Origin of the sequence: Pseudomonas putida (assembly GCF_028682455.1) — a bacterium.
In the GTDB taxonomy this organism is placed as follows: domain Bacteria; phylum Pseudomonadota; class Gammaproteobacteria; order Pseudomonadales; family Pseudomonadaceae; genus Aquipseudomonas; species Aquipseudomonas putida_AA.
This window is the reverse complement of the sequence record NZ_JANHLD010000001.1, coordinates 475,156-500,190: the sequence shown is the minus strand read 5'-3', so window position 1 is coordinate 500,190 and position 25,035 is coordinate 475,156. Positions and strand designations below refer to the sequence as shown.

Annotated in this window: 22 protein-coding genes and 2 pseudogenes; 14 read left to right on the top strand and 10 right to left on the bottom strand. The window is 58.4% G+C overall.

Going from position 1 to position 25,035, the window contains the following annotated elements:
• Nucleotides 1-167 precede the first annotated feature (167 nt).
• Nucleotides 168-443, top strand: coding sequence for a pyocin activator PrtN family protein (locus NPS58_RS02385; RefSeq protein ID WP_133978482.1), 276 nt, complete (start codon nucleotides 168-170; stop codon nucleotides 441-443).
• Here NPS58_RS02385 and NPS58_RS02380 read toward each other — a convergent pair whose 3' ends face one another.
• Nucleotides 444-1,565 carry a site-specific integrase gene (locus NPS58_RS02380; protein WP_274113175.1) on the bottom strand — a complete coding sequence of 374 codons (1,122 nt, stop codon included), beginning with the start codon at nucleotides 1,563-1,565 and terminating at the stop codon, nucleotides 444-446. It abuts the gene before it with no gap.
• A gap of 104 nt (nucleotides 1,566-1,669) precedes the next feature.
• On the opposite strand from NPS58_RS02380, the gene dusA reads away from it, so the two are divergent.
• The 8 genes and pseudogenes from dusA (at nucleotide 1,670) to NPS58_RS02345 (ending at nucleotide 12,849) form a co-directional block, all read left to right on the top strand.
• The gene (gene dusA, locus NPS58_RS02375; protein ID WP_274113174.1) at nucleotides 1,670-2,680 is read left to right on the top strand and encodes a tRNA dihydrouridine(20/20a) synthase DusA; all 1,011 of its coding nucleotides are present in this window, start codon (nucleotides 1,670-1,672) and stop codon (nucleotides 2,678-2,680) included.
• A 124-nt stretch (nucleotides 2,681-2,804) separates the two neighbouring features.
• Nucleotides 2,805-3,731: a transaldolase gene (tal, locus tag NPS58_RS02370; RefSeq protein ID WP_274113173.1), complete on the top strand. Its 927-nt coding sequence runs from the start codon at nucleotides 2,805-2,807 to the stop codon at nucleotides 3,729-3,731.
• A 151-nt stretch (nucleotides 3,732-3,882) separates the two neighbouring features.
• A pseudogene (locus NPS58_RS02365) lies at nucleotides 3,883-4,830 on the top strand (alkaline phosphatase family protein); the annotation flags it as partial.
• A gap of 710 nt (nucleotides 4,831-5,540) precedes the next feature.
• Nucleotides 5,541-5,807 (top strand): antitoxin Xre/MbcA/ParS toxin-binding domain-containing protein, encoded by a 267-nt coding sequence (locus tag NPS58_RS29510; protein ID WP_080952193.1) that lies wholly within the window; start codon nucleotides 5,541-5,543, stop codon nucleotides 5,805-5,807.
• 698 nt (nucleotides 5,808-6,505) lie between these two features.
• Nucleotides 6,506-7,768 (top strand): TolC family protein, encoded by a 1,263-nt coding sequence (locus NPS58_RS02360; RefSeq protein WP_004574340.1) that lies wholly within the window; start codon nucleotides 6,506-6,508, stop codon nucleotides 7,766-7,768.
• On the top strand, nucleotides 7,765-9,225 hold the full coding sequence (locus NPS58_RS02355; RefSeq protein ID WP_004374629.1) for an efflux RND transporter periplasmic adaptor subunit: 1,461 nt from the start codon (nucleotides 7,765-7,767) through the stop codon (nucleotides 9,223-9,225). Before NPS58_RS02360 ends, NPS58_RS02355 begins: the two co-directional genes overlap by 4 nt.
• Entirely contained in the window at nucleotides 9,222-12,371 is a 3,150-nt protein-coding gene (locus NPS58_RS02350) for an efflux RND transporter permease subunit (protein ID WP_004374632.1), read from the top strand. The genes NPS58_RS02355 and NPS58_RS02350 overlap by 4 nt, the downstream gene beginning before the upstream one ends.
• 145 nt (nucleotides 12,372-12,516) lie before the next feature.
• Complete coding sequence (locus NPS58_RS02345; RefSeq protein WP_004574339.1) at nucleotides 12,517-12,849, top strand: DUF2790 domain-containing protein; 333 nt, start codon at nucleotides 12,517-12,519, stop codon at nucleotides 12,847-12,849.
• A gap of 92 nt (nucleotides 12,850-12,941) precedes the next feature.
• Here the strand turns inward: NPS58_RS02345 and NPS58_RS02340 are convergent, their stop codons facing one another.
• The 3 genes from NPS58_RS02340 to NPS58_RS02330 are packed head-to-tail and all read right to left on the bottom strand — an operon-like array spanning nucleotide 12,942 to nucleotide 15,665.
• On the bottom strand, nucleotides 12,942-14,231 hold the full coding sequence (locus NPS58_RS02340) for an ISL3-like element ISPpu12 family transposase (protein WP_004574636.1): 1,290 nt from the start codon (nucleotides 14,229-14,231) through the stop codon (nucleotides 12,942-12,944).
• Nucleotides 14,232-14,252: 21 nt separating this feature from the next.
• Nucleotides 14,253-14,765: a signal peptidase II gene (lspA, locus tag NPS58_RS02335; protein WP_003821921.1), complete on the bottom strand. Its 513-nt coding sequence runs from the start codon at nucleotides 14,763-14,765 to the stop codon at nucleotides 14,253-14,255.
• A gap of 3 nt (nucleotides 14,766-14,768) precedes the next feature.
• Complete coding sequence (locus NPS58_RS02330; RefSeq protein ID WP_004364974.1) at nucleotides 14,769-15,665, bottom strand: cation transporter; 897 nt, start codon at nucleotides 15,663-15,665, stop codon at nucleotides 14,769-14,771.
• Nucleotides 15,666-15,760: 95 nt separating this feature from the next.
• On the opposite strand from NPS58_RS02330, the gene cadR reads away from it, so the two are divergent.
• Together cadR and NPS58_RS02320 are read left to right on the top strand one after the other, a co-directional pair.
• Nucleotides 15,761-16,168: a Cd(II)/Pb(II)-responsive transcriptional regulator gene (cadR, locus tag NPS58_RS02325; RefSeq protein ID WP_010794431.1), complete on the top strand. Its 408-nt coding sequence runs from the start codon at nucleotides 15,761-15,763 to the stop codon at nucleotides 16,166-16,168.
• A 218-nt stretch (nucleotides 16,169-16,386) separates the two neighbouring features.
• Nucleotides 16,387-17,712 (top strand): OprD family porin, encoded by a 1,326-nt coding sequence (locus NPS58_RS02320; protein ID WP_024616830.1) that lies wholly within the window; start codon nucleotides 16,387-16,389, stop codon nucleotides 17,710-17,712.
• 177 nt (nucleotides 17,713-17,889) lie between these two features.
• Here NPS58_RS02320 and NPS58_RS02315 read toward each other — a convergent pair whose 3' ends face one another.
• The 6 genes from NPS58_RS02315 to NPS58_RS02290 all read right to left on the bottom strand — a co-directional run bounded on the left by NPS58_RS02315 (nucleotide 17,890) and on the right by NPS58_RS02290 (nucleotide 22,815).
• Nucleotides 17,890-18,333 carry a DUF411 domain-containing protein gene (locus tag NPS58_RS02315; RefSeq protein ID WP_024616829.1) on the bottom strand — a complete coding sequence of 148 codons (444 nt, stop codon included), beginning with the start codon at nucleotides 18,331-18,333 and terminating at the stop codon, nucleotides 17,890-17,892.
• Entirely contained in the window at nucleotides 18,323-19,165 is an 843-nt protein-coding gene (locus NPS58_RS02310; RefSeq protein ID WP_024616828.1) for a c-type cytochrome, read from the bottom strand. Before NPS58_RS02310 ends, NPS58_RS02315 begins: the two co-directional genes overlap by 11 nt.
• Before the next feature lie 9 nt (nucleotides 19,166-19,174).
• Nucleotides 19,175-20,266: a copper resistance protein B gene (locus NPS58_RS02305; protein WP_024616827.1), complete on the bottom strand. Its 1,092-nt coding sequence runs from the start codon at nucleotides 20,264-20,266 to the stop codon at nucleotides 19,175-19,177.
• Nucleotides 20,256-20,570, bottom strand: a complete 315-nt coding sequence (locus NPS58_RS02300) for a hypothetical protein (protein ID WP_024616826.1) — start codon at nucleotides 20,568-20,570, stop codon at nucleotides 20,256-20,258. The genes NPS58_RS02305 and NPS58_RS02300 overlap by 11 nt, the downstream gene beginning before the upstream one ends.
• Nucleotides 20,571-20,582: 12 nt before the next feature.
• Nucleotides 20,583-22,415: a copper resistance system multicopper oxidase gene (locus tag NPS58_RS02295; protein WP_102689661.1), complete on the bottom strand. Its 1,833-nt coding sequence runs from the start codon at nucleotides 22,413-22,415 to the stop codon at nucleotides 20,583-20,585.
• A gap of 193 nt (nucleotides 22,416-22,608) precedes the next feature.
• Nucleotides 22,609-22,815, bottom strand: a complete 207-nt coding sequence (locus NPS58_RS02290; RefSeq protein ID WP_003139535.1) for a co-regulatory protein PtrA N-terminal domain-containing protein — start codon at nucleotides 22,813-22,815, stop codon at nucleotides 22,609-22,611.
• Between the two features lie 290 nt (nucleotides 22,816-23,105).
• Here NPS58_RS02290 and NPS58_RS02285 point away from each other — a divergent pair, with 290 nt between their 5' ends.
• From NPS58_RS02285 to NPS58_RS02275, 3 genes and pseudogenes are all read left to right on the top strand, one after another.
• Nucleotides 23,106-23,366 (top strand): membrane protein, encoded by a 261-nt coding sequence (locus NPS58_RS02285; RefSeq protein WP_004577564.1) that lies wholly within the window; start codon nucleotides 23,106-23,108, stop codon nucleotides 23,364-23,366.
• 44 nt (nucleotides 23,367-23,410) lie between these two features.
• Nucleotides 23,411-24,247 carry a DUF692 domain-containing protein gene (locus NPS58_RS02280; RefSeq protein ID WP_024616824.1) on the top strand — a complete coding sequence of 279 codons (837 nt, stop codon included), beginning with the start codon at nucleotides 23,411-23,413 and terminating at the stop codon, nucleotides 24,245-24,247.
• A pseudogene (locus tag NPS58_RS02275) lies at nucleotides 24,244-25,034 on the top strand (putative DNA-binding domain-containing protein). The gene NPS58_RS02280 and the pseudogene NPS58_RS02275 overlap by 4 nt, the downstream one beginning before the upstream one ends.
• The last annotated feature ends 1 nt before the right edge of the window (nucleotide 25,035 follow it).

Below are 25,035 nucleotides of genomic sequence, written 5' to 3'. Positions count from 1 at the left end.
ATGGCCTCGCACAGTCTCGACCTACCCGCCATCTGCGATGTCTGCGGCAACGGTAGGTCGACCCGCCGGCACACGAAGTGCAGTCGTATCCGCCAACAGAGGGAGGGCGACAAGTGGGCAGCGTACATGGCGAACGTGGCCGCAAAACGAACACAGGGGAGACACCCATGAACACCGCTTTCGTTCTGATGGCGCAATACAACGGCAAAGCCATCATCTCAATAGAGCAGGTGTGCACCGACTATTTCACGCACCTGACGCCCGATATGTTTCAACGCAAGGTGCTGGCCGGGCAAATCCAGCTCCCGATCACCAGGCTCGAAGCTAGCCAGAAAAGTGCCAGAGGCGTGCACATCGCTGATCTGGCCCTCTACCTGGACCGGCAGAGGGAAGCTGCGCGCCTCGAATGCGCGCAACTGAACAAACCTCTACGTGCAGGCTAACTAGCCTACCCGGGCGCCGAGTTTAACCGGCGCCTGGATAATCTGATCCAACCACTTCCAATCCTTGTACCGATCCCCGCGCCCACGCAAATGGGTATAACGCCGTAGCGAATTCCAGTCGCGGTGACCAGACACACTCGAAACCCTCGGAATGTCCCAGTCCATTTCAAACAACCGGCTCACCCCTTCGTGGCGCAAGTCATGAAAGTGCAGATCCAAGATGCCGGTCATCTTGCACGCCTTTGACCAGGCTGTGCCTATTGAATCCGTATTGTACGGGAATATCTCGGCACACTCCCGGGGCATACTCTGCACAACAATCCAAGCTTCATCGGGCAAGTAACACCAGACGTCATTGCCGATCTTCTGACCAGGGTTTTTCATGTCCCGCACTTTCACAGCCTGCTGATGCTCGTCCAGATCCTCCCATCGAATGCGGGTGATCTCATCCATCCGTCGCGTAGAATAAATAGCGAACGCTAATACCTTGGGCATATGTATAACGCTGGGTCGACGCTCTAGCATCTCGAAGAAGTGCTTCAACACCTTATCTAACTCTTCCAACGTAGGCCGCCGATCTCGCTCACGGCTTTTCATGTTGTAGCCGAACTTCTTGAGCACGAGCCGCGCATCAGGCATTGCCTGGGGATCAATCTCATAGCCCCAAGCCGCCCTGGCCAACGACAACACTGAGCCCAAGTGCGCCAAGTCATTGCCGGCCGTCTGCGGCTTAATCCCTCCCCCGTCTGGACTCATGCGCCACAGTGCATAGTCCACTAGCACTTGCTGACTGATTGCCGAGTCGACCTTTTCACCTAGGTAGCTTTTCTTGATAGCGCTGAGGGTGCGCCGCTTGGTCTCGCCCAAGGGCCGGGCTTTCTCGGCCTCGACCAGATAGCGATCTATCATTTCGTTGATAGTGTGCCCTTTTCGGCTGGCCCGCTCGATTGCACCGGGAACAGCCAACTCAGTCTCCCGTCGCTTCGCCCACGCCTGAGCCGCCTGCTTTCGGGCGAACGTCTGGGCTTCTTGGTAGACTATGACACCCTTTTTCTTGAGGCGGATCTGGACGGTATAACTCACCGTCCCATCGGCCTTTTTCCTTGCTCTGATCGTTGCCATGATTTTCGGTGGTACAAGCGTAATTGGCGGTGGTACATCGTACCACCGTCACACCAAAAACGCCCAAAAACCCCGGAAAATGGTACAAAAATGCGTAGACCAGAATGACCCTAGAAACAGCCTCAAATCCACAAAACACGCGCCCTGAGCCCTCCCGCCGCTTCAGCGTAGCGCCGATGATGGACTGGACGGATAGGCATTGCAGGTTCTTCCTGCGCCTACTCTCCAGCAATGCCCTGCTCTACACCGAAATGGTCACCACCGGCGCCCTGCTGCACGGCGACACCGAACGCTTTCTGCGCCATGACGAAGCCGAACACCCCCTGGCCTTGCAACTGGGCGGCAGCGTGCCGGCAGATCTGGCTGCGTGCGCCAGGCTGGCCCAGGACGCTGGCTACGATGAGGTGAACCTCAATGTCGGCTGCCCCAGTGATCGGGTGCAGAACAATATGATCGGTGCCTGCCTGATGGGGCACCCGGCGCTGGTGGGTGATTGCGTCAAGGCGATGCAGGATGCGGTGCAGATTCCGGTCACGGTCAAGCATCGTATCGGGATCAACGGTCGCGACAGTTATGCCGAGCTATGCGATTTCGTTGGCCAGGTGCGTGACGCGGGTTGCCGCAGTTTTACCGTGCATGCGCGCATTGCGATTCTTGAAGGGTTGTCGCCGAAGGAAAACCGTGAGATTCCGCCACTGCGTTATGACGTGGCCGCGCAGTTGAAAGCGGATTTCCCTGATCTTGAGATCGTGCTCAATGGCGGTATCAAGACACTGGCCGAATGCCAGGAACATCTGCAGACGTTCGACGGGGTGATGCTGGGGCGCGAGGCCTATCACAATCCGTATGTGCTGGCCGAAGTCGACCAGCAACTGTTCGGCAGCCAGGCACCGGTGATCAGCCGCAGCGAGGCGCTGGCCAAGTTGCGTCCTTATATCGCCGCGCACCTGGCGTCGGGCGGTGCCATGCACCATGTGACCCGGCACATTCTCGGCCTCGGCCAGGGCTTCCCGGGGGCACGCAAGTTCCGTCAGTTGCTCTCGGTGGATATCCACAAGACCCACGACCCACTGGCCCTGCTCGACCAGGCCGGCGAGCTGCTGCAAGGTCGCTAGCTCCGGAACCTGTGCGGGCTTGCGGACTCGAAGCCTTATCCATTGCCCCTGCTTGCCCGCCAGCCCTTGAGCGGCTGGCAACGCTCGGGTAATGTCGATCCATCGCACAGGACAGAGCACGCCCATGACCTCCAAGCTGGAACAACTCAAGCAGTTCACCACTGTGGTTGCCGACACTGGTGATATTGATGCCATCAGCCGCCTCAAACCGGTCGATGCCACCACCAACCCCTCGCTATTGCTCAAGGCCGCCGCCATGCCCGGTTATGCCGATCTGCTCAAGCAGTCGGTCGAGCACGGCAAAGGCGATGTCGGCCTGGCCTGTGACACCTTCGCCGTGGCCATTGGCGCCGGCATTCTCAAGGTGATTCCGGGGCGTATCTCTACCGAAGTCGATGCCCGCCTGTCATTTGATGAGCCTGCCATGCTGGCCAAGGCCCGCCATTTGATCGAGCTGTACGAAAAAGCCGGCGTTGGCCGCGATCGCGTGCTGATCAAGCTGGCCTCCACCTGGGAAGGCATTCGTGCTGCCGAGAAGCTGGAGAAGGAAGGCATCCAGACCAACCTGACACTGCTGTTCTCCTTCGCCCAGGCCCAAGCCTGTGCCGACGCCGGGGTGTTCCTGATTTCACCGTTCGTGGGCCGTATCTACGACTGGTACAAGAAGTCCACCGGCAAGGAGTATGTGGGCGCCGAAGATCCTGGCGTGCAGTCGGTGACGCGGATCTACGACTACTACAAGACCAACGGTTACAACACCGTGGTGATGGGGGCGAGCTTTCGCAACATTGGCCAGATCGAGCAGCTGGCTGGCTGCGACCGGCTGACCATCAGCCCTGAACTGCTGCAACAGCTGAGCGACGACCAGGGCGACCTGCCGCGTATCCTCAAGCCGGGCAACAAGGGCGAAACGCGCCAGCAACTGACCGAGGCGCAATTCCGCTGGGCGTCCAACGAAGACGCCATGGCCACCGAGAAGCTGGCCGAGGGGATTCGCCAGTTTGCACGGGACCAGGAAAAACTTGAGGCCTTGCTGGCTGCAAAAGCCTGATACAAATCGACGTTTGCCACTGAGGCGAGGAATGCGGAGCATTCTTTCCTTTTTGCGGCCTTGAAGGCCACATCGCGGGTCAAGTCCGCTCCTCCAGCCGGTAGGAGCGGGCTTGACCCGCGATGCTTTCGACTTTGCTTTCAGAGATCTGATGCCTGAACCTTCTGCACTACCCGCAGTACTGGCCGGCCCCGTGCTGCGCCGCCTCGAATCACAAAGGATGGTGTTCTGGCTGGTCGCTTCACAGCCCGTGCAGCCAGAACTTGCGCTAAGTGCTGCAGGCATTGCACCCAGCATCGACTGCCAGGTCGTGCCTATCGGTCGCCAGGCCTTCGTGCACCTGATCGATATCCACCTCGACAGCCCACTGCCTTGCGATGTGCAGATCGACTATGACCTGATCCTGCAGACCGCGACCGGCCCGCAAGGTATCGCCCAATGGGCCCCGCACCTGCTTTACGAGGGCGCCCAGCTCCCCAGCTTCGTCCTGCATTCACGTCTCGAGCAACTGCTTCACGGGTCCTGCCGCAAGCCGCACCACCCCGCTGCCGACGGCCTGCTGTGTGCAGATCGCCTGTTGATGGAATGTACCGAGCCCACCGCACGCCCTGCCCTGCTGATGATGAGTGGCGACCAGGTGTATGCCGATGACGTCGCCGGCCCCATGCTGCGCGCCATCCATGCCTTGATCGCGCGCCTGGAGCTGTTTGACGAGCACCTTGAAGGCGCCGTTGTCGATGACAGCCAGGCGCTTTACCAGCACCCTGCCAGCTACTACCACCGTGCCGACCTGCTACCAGCCCTGGAGAGCAACGAATCCCTGCGCGAGCGCTTCTTCGGCGGTACGCGCAAGCCGATCTTCACCAGCAGCAATGCCGACAATCACTTGGTGACCTTTGCCGAGGTCATGGCCATGTACCTGCTGGTGTGGTCGCCGGTGCCGTGGACGCTGGTCGATGTGCAAATGCCCGCCGGGCTCACCGAACAGCGCCAGGCGCGCTTTGGGCAGGAGCAACAGCTGATCGAGGGCTTTGTCAGCGGCCTGGGTGGCGTGGCCCGGGTGCTGGCGCACCTGCCGAGCCTGATGATCTTCGACGATAGTCCGAACGTAGGGGTGCGGGCAGCGTAATCCGAACGTACAGCAGTTATGGACACCATCTAATCTCTGCCTCTCTGGGAAAGACCTTCAACGTCCTGATTTCCATCCATGCGAACATGAGTGACTACAACTACGTTAAGTCGGTGAACGTCTAGAAATGCTTCGGCTAGCCTACGCTCCGTCCTGGAGCCTGTATGCTGAAAGCGAAAGTCAGGGGCATTTGTAGGAATCAGCGATGAAAATAACCGGAAGAGCTGAGGTCGAGACCGTTACAGACGTCGTGTGCGATGTATGCAGTTGCTCCACCCGCTTGGATACTGACGGGCATCAGTTCGGCACACTGGGGCTATGGCACTGCCCATGATGGGGAGCGCTATGAGCTGCACAGCTGTCATACCCATATTGAATGGAGCCCACTGCAGGAGCCAAGCTACTCTGGCTGGCGTAACCAGGGATTACGAGATCCTCTCAGTTGTAACTGGTGCCCCAGGCCCTACGGGCGGAGATATGCGATGAAGGGTCGACGGAAAATAAAGACTGACAGATGGCTTCTAAAATCGACAATTGAAGACGGCGCACGAGAGATTCTGCTTGCTCGGTCTGAGAAACAAGGAAGATTGCTCGACATTGCCGCGCAAAGTGGCAAAAAAATGGAGCCCGCTGGGCGACTGTGTGGCTGAAAGGCAGGATTCACCTTTGAGGGGTGCAACATGAACAAAACTGAAATAATCGCGTTTTGCCCCATTGCACCATTGGGTTGCTGGAGCTTCGTCCATCGGTGTTTCGTTGGAAGGTGCCAGCAGGCATTAGCACTAGCTACGCATGTGCTTGGATCTCGAACGCTTGCCGTACTCTGGCTGTACAAGCCCGCCATCGGATTAGCACATCAAGTGCCTTGCAGCATACTGATGACTAGATCGGGCTATGAGCAAGTGAACACGCTTTTGGGGCGAATTGAACATTGTGTATACATTTAACGCCTTCAGCCCGGGGCAGACGCGCAATGAGCTCTTCTATGGCGCCGACTCGTCCAGCGGCAGCCTATGGCCTTAACCAAGTGGATCAATGGATCGAGCTCAGTCATTTACAAATTTCAGCAATCGACACGTAGTACACGTCCGCATCATTACGACCTCAACCTCCCACACATGTCACACGCTTGCGGGGCACGTCGAAGTGCACTCATGCCTCGAGGCAATCTGCTATAGTCGCCCTATAGCCCCGCTTGGTGAATTGCTGTGCGTCGGATTGGATTGATCCTGGTAATGATTGCTAGCCTCGTGCTGCCGACCTTCGGCGGTATGGCTTTCAGCATGCCGGCACAACCTTGCCCGATGCAGAGCGCCGATCATCAGGGCCATGCAACGGCCGATGCTCCGTGCTGCGAGCAAATGGACACGTCTGATGGGGTGGCCAATAAGTCTCCCTGCAAATCCGGCCAGGAATGCAAGACCGGAGGACTTCTCCAGACCAATGTGATCAAGAGCATATCCCCTCTTCCCTCACGCCCCGAAATATTGCTGACACAGTCGGTGATTAAGCGAGAGCCAGCAGGACTCTGGCGCCCTCCTCGTTTCGTCTAATGCAGTGATCATCCCGCGCCTTACAGTCAGGCGCATCGTCGCGGCCACGTTTCGTAGCTGCGACCTCGATCAATCGCATTGGAGGCGAAAGCATGTCCGCTTTCCTTTTTCCACGCCGTGGCTATCTCGGTGTGTTGGCTGCCGCATTCTGGGCAGCTCCCTGGCTTGCCGCGCAGGCGCAGCCCCTAACCTTCGAACGAGCCCAAGCTCTGGCCGAGCAGAGTGCCCCTGAGAACCTCGCGCGCCAGGCGCAGGTGGCTTCGGCACAACAGGCTGTAGGGCCCGCAGACGCCCTGCCCGATCCCAAGCTGATTCTAGGCATCGACAACCTGCCGATCGAAGGCCCTGACCGTTACACACTTAATCGTGACTCCATGACCATGCGCCGCATTGGGCTCATGCAGGAAGTCCCCAACAGTGACAAGCGTCAGGCTCGGCGCCAGGTGGCCGAGGCTTCAGTTGTCCGAGCCGAGGCCGAGCAGCGTGCCATGCAGTTGGAGATCAAGCGCCAGACAGCAGTGAGCTGGCTGGACGTGTACTACGCCGAACGCAGTGTTGGCCTCTTCGATCAACTGGACCGTCAGATCGAGATGCTCCGCTCGACCGTGCAATCGCTGATTGCCGGCGGTAGTGCTCAGCCTGGCGAGCTGTTGCAGGCCGACCAGGAAGCTTTGGCGTTACAAGATCGGCGAGATGAACTGAATCGCGATGTGGCAGTAGCTCGTGCCAAGCTGCGCCGCTGGATAGGCAACGAGGCTGACCAGCCTTTGCAAGGAGGTGTTCCCAATCTGAACCTGGTGGTACCGCACCTGCAGCAACGCATTGCCTCACACCCTGAGTTGCGCGCTGCCTCCGCCCGAGTCGGCGAGGCTAGCGCCGAGCTGAACGAGGCCATCGCCGAGAAGACCCCCGACTGGGGTGTTGAGTTTGCCTACAACAATCGCGACAACCAATTCGGCGATATGGTGATGGTGCAATTTACCTTCGACCTGCCGTTGTTCGTAGGCACACGTCAGGGGCCCAAGATCAACGCCAGACAACAAAGCGTGTCGCAGATGGAAGCCGAGCAGGAAGCATTACTGCGCGCCCATCAGGCTGAGCTGGAAGGCGGTATTGCCGAGCTTGAGCAACTGCGCAGGACCTTGTCACGCACCGAAAAAACCTTGATCCCGCTTGCAAGCAAACGTGCCGATCTCGAACTTGCCGCTTACCAGGCCGGCAACAGCCAGCTGACATCCGTCCTCACCGCCCAGCGCGACCTGATCGAGGCTCAGCTACGGCAGATTGAACAGCAGCGCAAGCTGAGCCAGCTCTCCGCAAGCCTGTACTACGCCTATGTGGAGGGACTGAAATGAAGATATCGGCATTTGGTTTTGCGGTCGCCTTGCTGGCCGTGGGCATTGGCGCGGCGGGCGGTGGCTACTGGCTGGCCCAGCGGCAAGCCAAACACGAGATCCTGCCTAGCTCCGCACCGACGGACGAGCGCAAGGTGCTCTATTGGTACGACCCGATGCAGCCTGAGCAGCGCTTCGATAAGCCGGGCAAGTCACCTTTCATGGATATGGAACTTGTCCCTAAATACGCAGGATCCGAGCAGGATCCGTCTGTCCTGAGCATCCCCGCTCAAGCCGTGCAGAACCTCGGAATGCGAACCTCGATGGTGATCCGAGGTGTACTGCCCTCGGATATCGAGGCGGTGGGTTCCCTGGCCTATAACCAGCGAGAAGTGGCGAACCTCCAGGCCCGCGCCGGCGGATTCGTCGAGCGGGTTTACGGTCGCGCCCCGGGCGATGTGCTGCCTGCCGGAGCCCCCCTGGTCGACCTGCTGATTCCCGAATGGTCCGCCGCGCAGTTGGAGTTCCTGGCGGTACTGCGTACCGCTGACACTCGCTTGATAAGTGCGGCCCAAGAGCGCCTGCGCCTGCTTGGCATGCCTCAAACGTTGATCGAGCAGGTCCGCCGCAGCGGCAGACCACGGGCGGTGCAAACCCTCACCACACCTATCAGCGGCGAGCTCCAAGCCTTGCAGGTACGCGCCGGGATGACCGTCGAAGCCGGGCAGGATCTGGCGTTGATTAACGGGCTATCCAGTGTCTGGCTCGATGCGGCGATACCCGAGGCCATGGCCGGAAGTATCCAGGTCGGGGACGAGATCCGCGCCAACCTGACGGCCTTTCCTGATCGACCGCTGCTGGGCCGCGTCATAGCCTTGCTGCCGAGTGCCGATCCGCAAACACGCACGCTCACGGTACGCAGCGAGCTACCCAACCCTGCCGGTAAGTTGCGCCCCGGCATGTTCGCCGCCGTACGCCTGAACAGTGCCGTCGAACAATCCACGCTTCTTGTGCCGAGTGAAGCCGTGATTCGCACCGGGAAGCGTGCGTTGGTGATGCTGGTAGAAGGCGATGGGCGCTACCGCCCCCTGGAAATAACCTTGGGCCGCGAGGCTGATGGGCGTCTGGAGGTGTTGTCCGGTCTTGAGGAGGGTCAGGCGGTCGTTACCTCCGGCCAGTTCCTCATCGATTCGGAGGCCAGCCTACAGGGTGTCATGGCCAGCCATGCCGAGCAGGACAATAAGAAGGAACTACATGAGGCCCATGGTGTGATTCGTGCTCTGGACGCGGAGTCAGTCACCCTGGAGCACGGGCCCTTCGAGAGCCTGAATATGCCAGGTATGACCATGGCTTTTCCATTGGTCAGCTCAGAAGTAGCTGTGGGACTTAAGCCAGGAGATCACGTACGTATCGGCGCCCGCCAGAAAAACTCCGGCCTGATGATCGAGCAGCTCAGCAAGGAAGGAGACCAGCCATGATCGCACGCCTGATCCACTGGTCTATCGGCAATCGCTTTCTGGTGCTGCTGGCGACCCTGTTCATCACCGCCCTGGGCATCTGGTCGCTGCGCAACACGCCGTTGGATGCACTGCCGGATCTGTCCGACACCCAGGTCATCATCCGCACAAGCTTCCCCGGGCAGGCACCGCAGATTGTCGAGAACCAGGTGACCTACCCGCTGGCCACCACCATGCTCTCGGTGCCGGGGGCGAAGACAGTGCGCGGCTACTCGTTCTTCGGCGACTCCTTCGTTTATGTGCTGTTCGAGGACGATACCGACCTCTACTGGGCACGCTCGCGGGTGCTGGAGTACCTCAACCAGGCGCAGGAACGCCTGCCCGAGGGTGTTACCACCACCCTTGGGCCGGATGCCACCGGCGTGGGCTGGATCTACCAGTACGCCTTGGTCGACCGCAGCGGCCAGCATGATCTTGCCCAGCTGCGGGCACTGCAGGACTGGTTCCTTAAGTACGAACTCAAGGGCCTGCCCAACGTAGCCGAAGTGGCCACCCTCGGCGGCATGGTCAAGCAATACCAAGTGCTGCTCGATCCCCAGAAGCTGGTGGCTTATGGGGTAACTCAGCAGGAGGTCGAAGCGGCGCTGAAGAGCGCCAATCAGGAAACCGGCGGCGCCATCCTGGAGCTGGCAGAGCGCGAGTACATGGTCCGGGCTTCAGGCTATCTAGAGAGCCTGGCGGATTTCCGCAATGTGCCGCTGCGGGCTTCGGCCAGCGGAGTTCCGGTGCTGCTGGGTCAGGTGGCCACCATTCAGTTGGGGCCAGAGATGCGTCGTGGCATTGCCGAGCTGGATGGCCAGGGTGAAGTTGTAGGTGGCGTGGTCATCTTGCGCTCCGGAAAGAATGCCCGCGATACCATCGCCGCGGTGAAGACCAAGCTGGACAGCCTGAAGGGCAGCTTGCCGGCCGGCGTCGAGGTGGTCACCACCTATGACCGTTCGCAATTGATCGACCGCGCCATCGATAACCTCAGCTACAAGCTGCTGGAAGAGTTCGCGGTGGTTGCCCTGGTTTGCCTGATCTTCCTCTGGCACCTGCGCTCGTCGCTGGTCGCGATCATCACCCTGCCCCTGGGCATCCTGATGGCCTTCATCGTCATGCGCTACCAGGGCGTCAATGCCAACATCATGTCGCTCGGCGGGATCGCAATCGCCATCGGCGCCATGGTCGATGCCGCCGTGGTGATGATCGAGAACGCGCACAAGCACATCGAGGCCTGGAAGGCTCGACACCCCGGTGAACCGCTTCAGGGCGAGGCGCACTGGCGGGTGATCGGCGAAGCTGCGGCCGAGGTCGGGCCGGCGCTGTTCTTCAGCCTTTTGATCATCACCCTGTCTTTCCTCCCGGTCTTCACCCTGGAGGCCCAGGAGGGTCGCTTGTTTGGCCCGCTGGCATTCACCAAGACCTATGCCATGGCTGCCGCTGCTGGCCTCTCGATCACCTTGGTACCGGTGCTGATGGGCTATTGGATTCGTGGGCATATCCCCAGCGAACAACAGAACCCCTTGAATCGTTGGCTGATCGGTGCATACCGGCCGGTGCTGGAGTGGGTGCTGGCTTGGCCTAAGGTGACCCTAGCGCTGGCCTTGCTAGTGTTTTTGTCCAGTCTCTGGCCCCTCAGCAGACTCGGAGGAGAGTTTCTACCGCCGATGGACGAGGGCGACCTGTTGTACATGCCATCAGCCCTGCCCGGCTTGCCGGCCAGCAAGGCCACCCAGCTGCTGCAGCAAACCAACCGGATGATCCTCACGGTGCCCGAAGTGGCACGGGTATTCGGCAAGGCCGGGCGAGCAGAGACCGCCACCGATCCAGCACCGCTGGAAATGTTCGAGACCACGGTGCAGTTCAAACCACGCGATCAATGGCGCGCGGGGATGACACCCGAAAAGCTGATCGAGGAACTGGATCGCGCGGTAAAAGTTCCGGGGCTGTCCAATATCTGGGTGCCGCCCATCCGCAACCGCATCGACATGCTGGCGACGGGGATCAAGAGCCCCATTGGGGTGAAAGTGTCCGGAACCTCCTTGGTCGACATCGAGCGCATAACGCGCGATATCGAGGCCGTGGCCAAAGAGGTGCCTGGGGTGAGTTCGGCCTTGGCAGAACGCCTTACTGGCGGCCGTTACGTGGACATCCAGATCGATCGACTGGCCGCGGCGCGCTATGGCCTGAGCATCGCCGATGTGCAGGCGGTGGTATCGGGCGCCATCGGCGGCAGCAATATTGGTGAGACGGTTGAAGGACTGGCCCGCTTCCCGATCAACCTGCGCTATCCCAAGGAGTGGCGAGACAGTCCGCAGGCACTACGGCGTATGCCGATCCTCACGCAAGCCGGCCAGCAGATCACCTTGGGCACCGTCGCCCAGGTTAGTCTGACCGAAGGGCCGCCAATGCTGCGCAGCGAGAACGGGCGTCTGTCCGGTTGGGTCTATGTCGATGTCCGTGGGCGCGACCTGGCATCGACCGTGCGCGAGTTGCAGCAACGCGTAGCTGAGCAGGTACAACTCGATGCTGGCATGACCGTCTCCTACTCCGGTCAGTTCGAGTTCCTGGAGCGCGCCAATGCACGGCTGGCCTGGGTGGTACCGGCGACCTTGTTGATCATCTTCGTGCTGCTTTACCTGACCTTCAGCCGCTTCGGTGAGGCCCTACTGATCATGGCAACCCTGCCCTTCGCCCTATCGGGCGGCATCTGGCTGCTCTACTGGTTCGGCTTCAACCTGTCGGTTGCCACTGGGGTCGGCTTTATCGCCTTGGCCGGCGTCTCGGCGGAATTTGGGGTGATCATGCTGCTGTACCTGAAGAATGCCTGGCATGCACGTATGGATGCCGGGCGCAGCGGTGACCCGGCACTACTGGAGGCAATTCGTGAAGGCGCAGTGCTGCGCGTGCGGCCCAAGGTGATGACGGTGGCCGTGATCATCGCCGGCCTGTTGCCAATCCTCTGGGGCGGAGGTGCCGGATCTGAGGTGATGAAGCGCATCGCCGCGCCCATGGTCGGCGGCATGATTACCGCGCCGCTGATGTCCATGTTGGTTTTGCCGGCCGCGTACTGGCTGATGCGAAGGCAGCGTACACAGAAGGTTCGCGCACCGCAGGAGCTATAGCTTTACAAACCCGGGCAAGCCACGCGCCAAGCTGACTCGCCCGGGTAACGCGGCAGGAAGCATTACGGCGATGTAACTTTGACTTCATTTTTATGACAGGTTGAGCGGATATATTTTAATCACCACCTTGAAGGAGTGATTAAACATGAAAAGCCTCAAAGTTATTGCAGCCCTTGCCGCTATGGTTGTTTCCTCTGCCACTCTGGCAGAAGGCGGCGCTGATCGTGTTTATGGTCGGATGATTCAGGCCAATGAGCAGGCCATGCAAGAGTATGCTGCCGCTAACGGAAAGAATCCGCCTGAAGTTATTCATTACCGCTACGGCATGAAACTCGATATCGCCAGGGTCGTGGCCACTACCCCGACGGACTCTAGCTGCGGTGTGATGCCGGCCCAGATGACCTACGAGGACTCCAATGGCGATCTGAATATTCTTGAATACCGGGCAGCCGGGACAGGTTGCCGTAATCAAAACTAGATAAATGACATCGCGCTGACTGAAATGTAATTTCGGGTATACGGATTTAATGGTTGATGGGGCACCTTCACCCCATCAATCTGATACCACCCTCAGATGGTTGATAGATCGACTCCGTAGTTGAGTTCCTCTGCGAAGTCCGGCAGTCCGTAACCGATGGTTTTCTTGTAGAAAGGAGAGACCTTCGCAGTCGGTGCCTTCTTCTTGTGCTTCGTGGTGTAGAGCATTCGTGCCCGCATCACCTCGAAGGAGTAACCGCGCCCTTCACGGTTCTTGTCCTTGGCCAGTCGGTTGATGGACTCCGTGTAAGCGTTGGTGACGGGCATGTCCGTCTCGAAGTAGGTCATGGTCTCTTCGCGCCAGTTTCCCACTGCCCTGACCAGATCGCTCCAGACTTCCTTTTGGCCCTTCGGGATGGTGGCTATCCACTCGTCCAGGGCGGCTTCTGCCTGGAGCCGTGTGGTGGCGTCCCAGATGCCGTAGAAGCGCTCCTTGTGCTCGTAGGCGGCCAGCAGTTGCGGGAACGCGCCTGTCCAGGTCTCCATGATGAGGCGCTCCCGGTCTGAGACTTCGTGAGCGCGTTTCAGCAGGATTTTCCGGTCTCCCTTGAGAGTCCGGCTCTGGGACGGTTTCAGCTCCTTTCTGAGGCCCTTGCGCACTCTCTCTAGGGCATCGTTGGCCATGCGCACCACATGGAACTTATCGACCACGATACGGGCCTGGGGCAGCACAGCCTTGACCGCTGCCCGGTAGGGGTTCCACATGTCCATGCTGACGATCTCGACCTTCTGCCGGTCTTTCAGCTTCATCAGGTAGTTGGTCACCACGTCCTGGCGGCGGGTGGCCAGCAGGTCGAGCAGGGTTCGCTCCTCAATGTTGGTCAGAATGCAGCGGTAGCGCTTGTTCAGGTATAGCTCGTCAATGCCCAGGATGCGGGGCGTCTCGAAGCGGTGCCAGCGCCCCAGGAACTCGGCGCGGGCGTTGAAGATGTCGCGCACCGTCTTCTCGTCCAGGCCGGTCTGTGCCGCCACAAAGGTGTAGGGGTGGTTGAAGGATTCCTTCTCCACGTACTCATGCAGCCGCAGTGTCATACGGAATCCGTCCACCATCTCCGGTAGCTGGGGCCTGAATGTTGTCTTGCAGGCCCGGCAGGTGTATCGGCGGCGGACCACCCAGAGAGTGACCCGCTTGCCGTGGATGGGCAGATCACGATAGGGAACGTCACGCTTGCCGAACCGTACGAACTCACCCTGCACGCCGCATTCCTCGCAGGCGATGGGATCGGGCACGTCCACCTGGAAGTGCATTTCGTCGTCGGTTGATTTGCAGCCCAGTACTTGGTATTGCGGCAGGTGAAGGATGTTGTCGGGAAGTTCGGTCATGGTGTTGTATAGGCGTAGGTGTCAGTCAGATCCATCCGACTCGGCATTGGTGTTTGCTTTTTTACCCAACAAGCTGCTGGAAACGAAAAGTAAGGCACCGAGGACAATTGCAATATCAGCCAGGTTGAAGGCCGGCCAATGCCAGTCTCGCCAATAGAAATCAAAGGAATCCACAACATAGCCGCGAAAGACCCGGTCAATCAGGTTGCCCATGGCGCCACCGAGGATAAGACTGTAAGCGATGGCTTCTCCTTTATGACGATTTTCAAGGATCAGCTTGATCAGAAAAATCGAGACCACTACCGCGATTCCGATAAAAAAGTAGCGCTGCCAGCCTCCACCATTCGCAAAAAGACTGAATGCGGCACCGGTGTTCCATAGGTGCACCCAGTTAAAGAACGGGGTCACCGAAACATACTCGCCATAGGCCATTGATTGCTGCACCAGCCACTTTACAGCCTGATCAGACGCTGCCAGCAGGCCCGATATGGACAATAGGGCATACGGCGAGAGCTTTTTGCCAATAATGAGCATTATTTAACCCTTCAACGCCAAAATGCGTCTGGCACCGTTAAGTACAATGCCCCCCGCGATGGTGCCGATAATCAGATCCGGATAATTGGAACCGGTCCACGCGACCAGGGCGCCGGCGGTGATGACCCCCAGGTTGATCACCACGTCGTTGGCCGAGAATATCCAGCTTGCCTTCATGTGCGCCCCGCCTTCCCGATGTTTGGATATGAGCAGCAGACAACTGGTATTGGCAATCAATGCGACGAATGCGATAGCCATCATCACCAGCGATTCAGGCTCACTACCGAATACAAAGCGTCTCACCACCTCTACGAGCACGCCCACAGCCAAGATCAGTTGCAGTACACCAGCAAGATGCGCGGCACGTACCTGCATTTTCACGCTATGTCCAACCGCATAAAGGGCAAGCCCGTACACCGCCGCATCGGCAAAATTGTCCAGGGATTCTCCAATCAGGCCGGTGGACCGGGCGATCAGACCGGCAGTCATTTCCACCACGAACAGAAGTGCATTGATGCCGAGCAACCAGCGCAGGGTCCCGGATTCTTGCTTAGCAGAAGCTGCCGAAAACTCGGCGGCCTTGATGGTCTCCGGATTTGCAGCGACGGTTTCCTGAAGCGAGGCGCCTAGCCCCAAGGTCTTCAGTTTCGAGGTGACGGGCTCGACCTCGCCGTCATGCACGACCTTCAGCCGGCGGTTCGACAAGTCGAAGGACAGCGCCCGAATCTCCTCAAAGCCGTTCAGGGCTAGGCGAATCATTCGTTCTTCTGATGGACAGTCCATCTTCGGCACGGCATAAACACTGACCCATCTCCCTGGCGCCTCGGAGGAGGCCTGTATATCGGTATCCGCTGCGGACGTTGCATCACCGCCACAGGCGCCACCACAGGATTTGCTCATGATACGACTCCACTTGAACAATGTTGTGGTACCATTTAAAACTATAAAGCTACTATAAGGTCAATAGAGTAAAGAATCCGTTGGGGAGGAGGCTGATGCGCATTGGTCAGTTGGCGCAGTTGGTAGGGGTCGAAACACAGACGATCCGCTTCTATGAACAGCAGGGCTTGTTGCCGCCGCCTGATCGGCAGGACAACGGTTACCGTGTCTATACCGAGAAACACGTTGAGCGGCTGGCCTTTATTCGTCGCTGCCGCATCCTGGATCTGTCACTGGCAGAAATTCACGAACTAAAGCGCTATCAGGACGACCCTCATCAGCCTTGTACCGCCGTCAACGCCTTGCTCGATGATCACATCTCTCATGTGCGGTCGCAGATAACCGCTCTGCAAGCGCTTGAGAAACAACTCGTTTCACTGAGAGCGAGTTGCAACGATGACCGGGAAGTTGAGGCGTGTGGGGTTCTTGCTGGAATTAGCGAAGGAAACATGCACCAGCAGTAGGTGAAGCATCAACCAGATAATCCGATGAGATGCCGGTCTGTCTCACTCTCATGCAAAGGTAAGATCAACCATTTAATCCGCTTACCCGTAATTTCCAAGTCACCCTGACGTTATTTGGCATGTGGAAATATGACCAAGGCGTGCCTGGCTATGCCCGGCGCGCTTGGCACATATATGCGACCACACAATGACAACTGCCAATAACATCAGGAGCATTTATGAATAACAGAACCCTGTTAGGACTTTCTCTGCTCACTCTGAGCGTCAGTACCGGGCAAGCTGCAATGGCCGCCGGCGAGAAAGGCGAGGGATTTATCGAAGGCAGCAGCCTGACCATTCTCAATCGAAATCTCTACTTCAACCGCGATTTCCGTAAAGGCCAGTCCAGCAGCTCGGGTAATGGCTATTCGGAAGAGTGGGCGCATGGCGTGATAGGCAGATTCGAGTCTGGTTTCACCGAGGGCACCATAGGCTTTGGTGTCGATGCCTTTGCCATGCTAGGGCTCAAGCTTGACACCGGCGACGGCCGTTCTGGAGCAGGCGGCTCAGTCGACGTGATGCCTTACAACAGCCTCGGGCAGGCTGAGGACAACTACTCAAAACTGGGGGGCGCGGTGAAAACTCGGTTCATGGATACCGAGATCAAGGTAGGCGACGTCTTTCCCGTCAGCCCGGTCGTCCAATACGGTGATGCACGGCTTTTACCGGAGAGTTTCCGAGGTGTCACCGTGGTCAACAGCAGCGTGGAAGGACTGTCGCTTCAGGGCGGTCGCCTCCACTCGATGAGCCAACCCAATACCAGCAGCATGCGCGACGGCTTCGCTACCTTCTACGCGGGCGAAGTGGACTCGCCATGGATCGCCTATTTCGGTGGTGATTACACGCTTAATGACAACGTCGGCTTTAGTCTCTACACCAGCCGCCTCAAGGATGCCTGGAATCAATATTACGCGGGCACCACGCTGAGCTACCCGCTTGCGGACGATGTCGCCTTGATCGGCGGGCTGAACTACTACAAGGCGGTCGATGAAGGGAGGCAGCTCCTCGGGAGCTTCGATAACAACATCTGGAGCGGCAAGGTCGGCATCCAATTCGGCGCTCATACAGTGCTGGTGGGTCTCCAGCGCAACAATGGCGATGATGACTTCGACTACTTGCGCCAATCGGACTCCATCTACCTCGACAACTCCATCCAGTACAGCGACTTCAACTCGCCGAAGGAGAAGTCATGGCAAGTGCGCTATGACCTGGATATGGAGCCTTTCGGTGTGCCTGGATTGAGCTTCATGACTCGATATGCCCAGGGCTGGGATGCCGACTACAGCAACGCCAACGAAGTCTATATGCGCCGTGATGACAACGGCGATCCGTTGACCAACCAGAAGCGCTGGGAGCGGGACATCGAGGCCAAGTACGTTGTGCAGTCTGGGTCGTTGAAGGACATGTCCTTTCGCATTCGACAAGCCACGACTCGCGCCACCGACTTCGAGTCGGATTTGGATGAGTTCCGCCTGATTGTCGAGTACCCGCTGGAAGTTCTCTAACCCTGGCAAGCGAGCGGGTTGATTGCCCGCTCGCTCCTTGGTCCTGCTGTCCCCTCGTAGTGCTCCTTTGGTTTGGAGACAGCCCTTGGCGCCCTAGGGCGCCTTTTTTACTTAGGTTAAAGGACGTATGAAAATGAGTCGGCCACTACACACAAGCGGCCGTGCTGGCAGGCAGTACTACTGGGCGGGATATTCTGCAACGACCTGATCAGAACCCGTCTTGGTCAAGCCAATGACCTGGTAGGCATGCTGTACGCCATCGACTTCCATGCCGGGGGAGCCCGCCGGCATCCCGGGAACAGCGATGCCCAGCAGATCATCGCGCTTGGTGAGTTCGATGACCTGAGCCGCCGGCACATGACCTTCGACGAACTTGCCGTCAATCACCGCGGTGTGACAAGACGCCAACCGCGGCGCAACGCCCAGACTTTGCTTCACTGCCGTCATGTTGCTTTCGACATGGTCGACGACTTTGAAGCCATTCGCTTCGAGGTGTGAGATCCACTTCTTGCAACATCCGCAATTAGCATCACGATGGACATCAATCGTCAGGGCATCAGCGGCTTGAACTGCAGATGTGACGGAGAGAGCGGCCAGCAAGGCCAGATATTTAGCTTTCATGCACGTGCTCTTTGCCATCGGCGTGGGTATGGGTCTTGGGCGAGGCATTCGGAGTTTGCTCGGAATGATGGTCTCCGCCGCTTGGGGCGGCCTCATCCCCGGCATGGTGGTCATCGCTACTCATGTCCGAATGGTGACCTGCCTCAGGTGCGGAGCCACCCTCGCTATCAGTAGCCGCGGCATCGTGATGGCCAGGCTCTCCGGCATCACCTGTTCCATGATGGTCTTCGCCACCGCCGCTATTGCCATGATGGCCAGGCTTGTTGTCGCCGTGCTGACCTTCATGATTGTGCATTTGCGTTTCCCCACCACCATGCTGATGGCCGCCACTGGATGCGACGAGTGCTTGGTATTGCTTGGCATCCATCGCCGGCAATTGGTCAAGGAAGGCAACCATGCCCCAGATGTACTCATCGCCCATGCTCTTGCCCCACGCAGGCATACCCGTTGCCTTGATGCCATGCTTGATCACCCAGAACGCTGCTGACGGATTGCCATCGACACCGATTTTGGCGAGGTTGGGAGGCGCAGGATAAAGCGATTGGCTTAGCTCGGTCTCCGCCACACCTGGCGCCAAATGACAGCCGATACACATGGAGTTGTAGTTGCCCGCACCGGCGCGAATAAGAGCTTGATCATCCAGGTTGGGAACCTCGATGTTCCGCGAACGGACTTCGATAGAGCGGTCACGGGCCATCGTGAGAAACGCATGCACTGCAGGAAAATGGGGATCGTCGGCCCCCACGTTGACCACGCCAAAGTAGGCACCGGCCAGGACAGCTGTGCTACCGACCACGCCGGCCGCCACCAAAGTTTTAATTGTTCTTTTCATGTCAGGTTCTCAAAACCACATCCGGATACCGGCGACAAAACGCGCCTCGTCTACATCACCGCCCTCGTCGCGCACCATGTCTGCCGTGTTGCCATAGGAGCGGCTCCAAGAAACCCCGATATAGGGGGCAAACTGCCGGACAATCTCGTAACGCAGACGTAAACCGAGCTCGGTATTGGCCAACCCGGACCCCACACCTCGCTCAGGATCGTTCTTGCCGTAGAAGTTCATTTCGGCAGTTGGCTGGAGAATCAGCCGGTTGGTCAGCAGAATGTCGTACTCGCCCTCCAGTCGGGCAGCAGTTTGGCCATTCTCGCCGACGAAGGCCGTGGCTTCGGCCTCAAAGGCGTAAAGCGCCATGCCCTGGATACCGAAGGCGGCCCAAGTCTGCGGCGACTCCGGTTTGAAGTCCTGGCGGACGCCCGCGACGACATCCCACCAAGGGCCGATCGAGCGGCCGTACAGCAGCTGTAATTCAGCGTCCTCGGTAACGCCGTTGGTACGCTCGCCTTCGGAGCGGAACCAGACCCGGTTGATATCACCGCCTACCCAACCCGACGCATCCCAGGCCAGGGTGCTGCCCTCATCTGCGTCTTGGTATTCGAGCTGATCGAGCAGGAAAAAGCTGTTGATGGCGCTGTCATGCACCTTGTGGCCAGGCAGTGGCGGGAAAGCCGCTTGGCGATCAGCATCCGTCAGAACGGGAATCGGCGTACGACTGGTAGTTCTCGGGGCTTCAGCGGAGCCATGGTTCATCTTCGAATGATCCATGCCCTCCATCTGTCCCTGCATGGTGCCGTGTCCCATCTTGCTGTGGTCCATGGCTGGGGCCTTCTCTTGGCTCTGGCTGTGGCCCATCTGGCTATGGTCCATGCTGCCCGATTCGCTCTGCATGGCACCATGATCCATCTTGCTGTGATCCATGCCCTCCATCGGCGCTTTGGCGGAACCGTGGCCCATCTGGCTGTGGTCCATCGACATGGAGCCGTGCCCCATTGCCGAATGATCCATTTCTTCCGCAGCCTGGGTAACGCCGCCGCTGAGTGCACTCAGCGACACGACCAGCGCTATGAGGGACGGGCGTGAAAACCTAGTGGTCATGGTTCGAACCTGCTTCGGCTTCGGTGCCGCCATGCTTATCCATCATCTTCTCGTGCCCCATATCGTCATGGTTCATGCCCTCATGATCCATGGTGCCATGATCCATCTGCTGGCCAGCGGCCTTGCCTTTCGATTGATCTGCAGGCTTGTCACTGATGGCCTCGGGCGCAGCCGACTCGGCAGCATGTTGTTCGTGCTCGCTGTGCCCCTCACCTGCCAATGACGTCGGCGCGTACAAAGCAGCCAAAAAACTGAACATCGCTGCGCTGCCAAACAGGGCATTACGCTTCATAAAAGTACTCATCAGAAATCTCCTTTACTCATCCACACGGACTTCACGGAACATGCCCATTTCCATGTGGAGCAACAGGTGGCAGTGGTAGGCCCAACGCCCCAACGCATCGGCGGTCACCCGATAGCTGCGCTTGGAACCTGGCGGCATGTCGATGGTGTGTTTACGCACCAGGAAATTGCCGTTCGCATCCTCCAGATCACTCCACATGCCATGAAGATGGATCGGGTGAGTCATCATGGTGTCGTTGACCAGCGTGATGCGAACACGCTCGCCGTACTTGAGGCGTAGAGGCTCGGCGTCAGAGAACTTGATTCCATCGAAGGACCAGGAGAATTTCTCCATATGCCCGGTGAGGTGCAGCTCGATGGTGCGACTTGGCTCACGCCCGTCCGGATCAGGGAAGGTGCTGCGCAGGTCAGAGTACGTCAGCACGCGCCGGCCGTTATCACGCAGGCCGATACCTGGGTCGTCCAGCTTGTGCGTCGGCGTCATGGTCTGCATGTCGACCAAAGGATTGTTGGTCTCTGAGGCCGGGTGTGCCTGCATGTTGCCAGCCATGCCAGCCATGCCAGCCATGCCAGCCATGCCAGCCATGTTTGAATGATCCATTCCGGCCATCTGGCTGTGATCCATACCAGCCATGCCACCCTGCATGCTGCCATGATCCATTCCCGCCATATTGCCCTGATCCATCCCGGCCATGTTCCCGTGATCCATACCGCCCATGCTGCCGTGATCCATACCCATGTCGCCCATGGCAATCAGCGGACGCGGGTCGGGGCTGGGTACTGGTGCACTCAACCCCTCCTGTACAGCAAGGGTGCCGCGCGCATAGCCAGTGCGATCCATGGATTGTGCAAACACGGTATACGCCTGTTCGCTGTCTGGTTCGACGATCACGTCGTAGGTCTCGGCCACGGCGATACGGAACTCGTCGACGCTGACCGGTTTGACGTGCAGACCATCGGCCGCAACCACAGTCATCTTCAGGCCCGGGATGCGCACATCGAAATAGGTCATCGCCGAGGCGTTGATGAAGCGCAGGCGGATCTTTTCGCCTGGTTTGAATATGCCGGTCCAGTTGCCATCAGGTGCCTGGCCGTTCATCAGGTAGGTGTAGGTGTAGCCACTGACGTCGGCGAGATCAGTCGGGCTCATCTTCATTTCGGCCCACATCTTACGGTCGGCTACGGCGGCGGACCAACCCATCTCGCTTACGTCATCGATGAAGTCACCAACGGTGCGTTTGTGCTGGTTGTAGTAGTCCGACTGTTTCTTGAGCTTGGCCAGTACCCGCGTTGGATTTTCATCCGTCCAGTCGCTCAGCAACACGACGTAATCACGGTCGTAACTGAAGGGCTCGGGCTCCTTGGCATCGATGACCAGCGCACCGTATACGCCGACCTGCTCCTGGAGCCCAGAATGGCTGTGATACCAGTAGGTGCCGTTCTGGTTGACCTTGAACTTGTACTCATACATGCCATCAGGGGCGATGCCATGGAAGCTCAGGCCAGGAACGCCATCCATGTTCGCCGGCAGGATGATGCCGTGCCAATGGATGGAGGTGTCCTCCTTGAGGCGGTTGCGCACGCGCAATGTGACGGTATCGCCTTCGCGCCAACGAAGAATCGGCCCAGGGAGCGAGCCGTTGATGGTCATGGCCGTGCGCGCTGCGCCGGTGATGTTCACCGGGGTTTCACCGATGAATAGGTCGAATTCGTTACCAGTCAGTACGTTGGGCTGGCCGGGGCTGTTCACCGCCCAGACCGGCGTGCGCCACAGGCCAAGTCCGCCGATAATACCGGTGGCTGCCAGGCCTTTGACGAAGGTGCGCCTTGTGGTTTTGCTTTGCATGCCGTTTTGTCCAATCCGTCAAATGAGCCGGTGATGGTGTGCCCGGTCTCGGGTTCATGGCTGCTTCAATGTCGGGGATTTACCCCTCAACTTTCCACGTCGGTGCATTGCACAAGCCTTACCGACGATGAGCAGTATGAAACTGCCATATCCCAACCATCCGGGTGATTACATTTCTGTAAGGTAGATGACTTCAGCAGTTGGTGTGCTCTGCTTGCTCGGTTGGACTGCTGGCTACAGGAGCCTCAACTTTCTGCTGCTGGGCCACCCGGTAGGCCTCCAGAGACGTCTGGCGTGCCTGCTCCATGCGCGCGAAGGTTCGGTCAGCACCACCTTCAGCCATTGCCAAGCTGGAGATGCTCAGAGCAGTAACTACAAGCAGAGCTTTGATCGATTTCATTTTGGGTATTCCTCGTAAGTTAAGTGGTCCCTGCAACTGCAGAGGCCGAGCTTTAGGCTCGATGTCACGTTAACTAAGAGAGCCTGTCAGCAACCTGAGCCGAACATTACAGTTCTGTCAGGTTGCTATTTCTTTCTTGTAGCCCATCCAGAAGGCTCGGTACTGTCTTTCATGCCCTCATAAAGCCTTGCGAATTTCTTGAGAGGGCATGCTCGGCAGCGATGCCTAAGCTACTCAGGGTCATTCGCACCCGCGGATAAGACCACCAACAATTAAGAGAGATTGTCACTATGTCGAATAAATCCAACGTCGCTACCGGTGCCGCTCTGGCTCTCGTGGCCGCCAGCCTGTTTGCTACCCTGCCTGTCCAGGCCGCCCAGGACACCAAAGCAGCTGAAGTGAAGTGCTTCGGCGTCAACGGTTGCAAGGGCCAGAACGACTGCATGACCGCCAAAAATGCCTGCAAAGGCCAGGGAGAATGTAAAGGCCAGGGTTTCAAGCTGATGACTCAGGCCAAGTGCGATGAGGCCGGTGGTAAGACCAGCGAATAATGCCGTTGCGGGGAGTGCCTGCCACTCCCCTGCTGGAGTCTTGAATGAGTAAGCACAAAACACTGGGGTTCGGTCTTGGCCTTCGCAGTGAGTATTACCAGCAGATTCTTGAACAGCGACCTGCGGTCGACTGGTTTGAGATCATTTCCGAGAATTACCTGGTGGGCGGTGGCAAGGCCCTCTACTTTCTCGATGCGATTGGCGAGCAATACCCGTTGGTGATGCACGGAGTATCGCTGTCGATCGGCGGTTCACATAACCTGGACATGGGCTACCTACGACAGCTCAAGCAACTGGCGGACCGGATACAGCCCCAGTGGGTTTCCGACCACTTGTGCTGGAGTCGCGGCAACGCCCATCAACTCCACGACCTGCTGCCGCTGCCATTTACCCAAGAAAGCCTGCTGCATGTCGCCGCGCGGGTGCGTCTAGTGCAGGATGTTCTGGAACGTCCCATTGTGCTGGAGAACGTTTCCTCTTACGTGCAGTGGAAGACGTCCAGCATGAGCGAATCGCAGTTTCTCTCGGAACTGAGTTTCCTGACCGGTTGCGAATTGCTCCTTGACGTGAACAACGTCTACGTCAGCGCACGAAATCAGGATTTTGACCCATGGCAGTTCATCTTGGAATTGCCGCACGAGCGGATTCGTCAAATTCATCTGGCCGGGCATAGCGATTACGGGCAATACCTCATCGACACCCACGACCAGCCCATCGCTGACCCGGTTTGGGCGCTCTACAGCAAGACTTTGAGCTACTTGGGTCCAACGTCGACGTTGATCGAGCGGGATGATCATTTTCCACCGTTCGAGGATCTGTTATCCGAGTTGGAGCATGCCCGAGCTATCGCCAATGGCGTGATATCGAGGGCAACCCTTTGAGCCTGAGCGCCTTACAGACTGCATTTGAAACTTACCTGACAGATGGTGCCCTGCCCTCCAACGAGCTTTTGGAGCAAGTCCGGGGTTGCACTGCGCTGAGTGCCCTCGAAGGCCTGCGGATCTACCATAACGCCTATCGCTCGCGCCTGCTGGCGGTGCTGCGCGAGGATTTCCCGGCGCTGCAGCAATGGCTGGGAGAAGAGTCGTTCGAGCAACTCGCACTGGCCTATTTCACCGCCTGGCCACCACGGCATTTCAGCATTCGCTGGCTTGGTGAGAAGCTGCCCGAGTTTATTGGCAGCTACATTGCGGAACCTCAACTTTCACCGATTCGCGAACTCGCGGAGCTTGAGTGGGCTTTTACACTGGCTTTCGATGCGCAGGACGTCGAAGCGCTTTCACTGCAGGCCATCAGTGAGTTTTCGGCTGAAGACTGGGTTTCATTCAGGGTTTCCCTGACTCCATCTGCCAGATGGCTGCGATTGCAGTACAACACCCTGGCGCTGTGGAAGGCTGCCAAGTCTGGGGATCTGCTTCCCGTTGCCACCCAACCAGCCGGGAATCGAGACTGTCTGGTCTGGCGTCATAACCTCGTATGCCAGTACCGAAGCCTGGAGCCAGAAGAGGCGTCAGCATTGCGGTTTTTCGTCGAGGGTGGATCGTTCGCCGAACTCTGCGAGTCATTGAGCGCAACACATGGAGAGCAAGCCCCCTGCAGGCCGCAACTTGGTTGAAATTGTGGGTCAACGAAGGTTTGCTAAAGCTCAGGGCAACTATTCACGAATGAC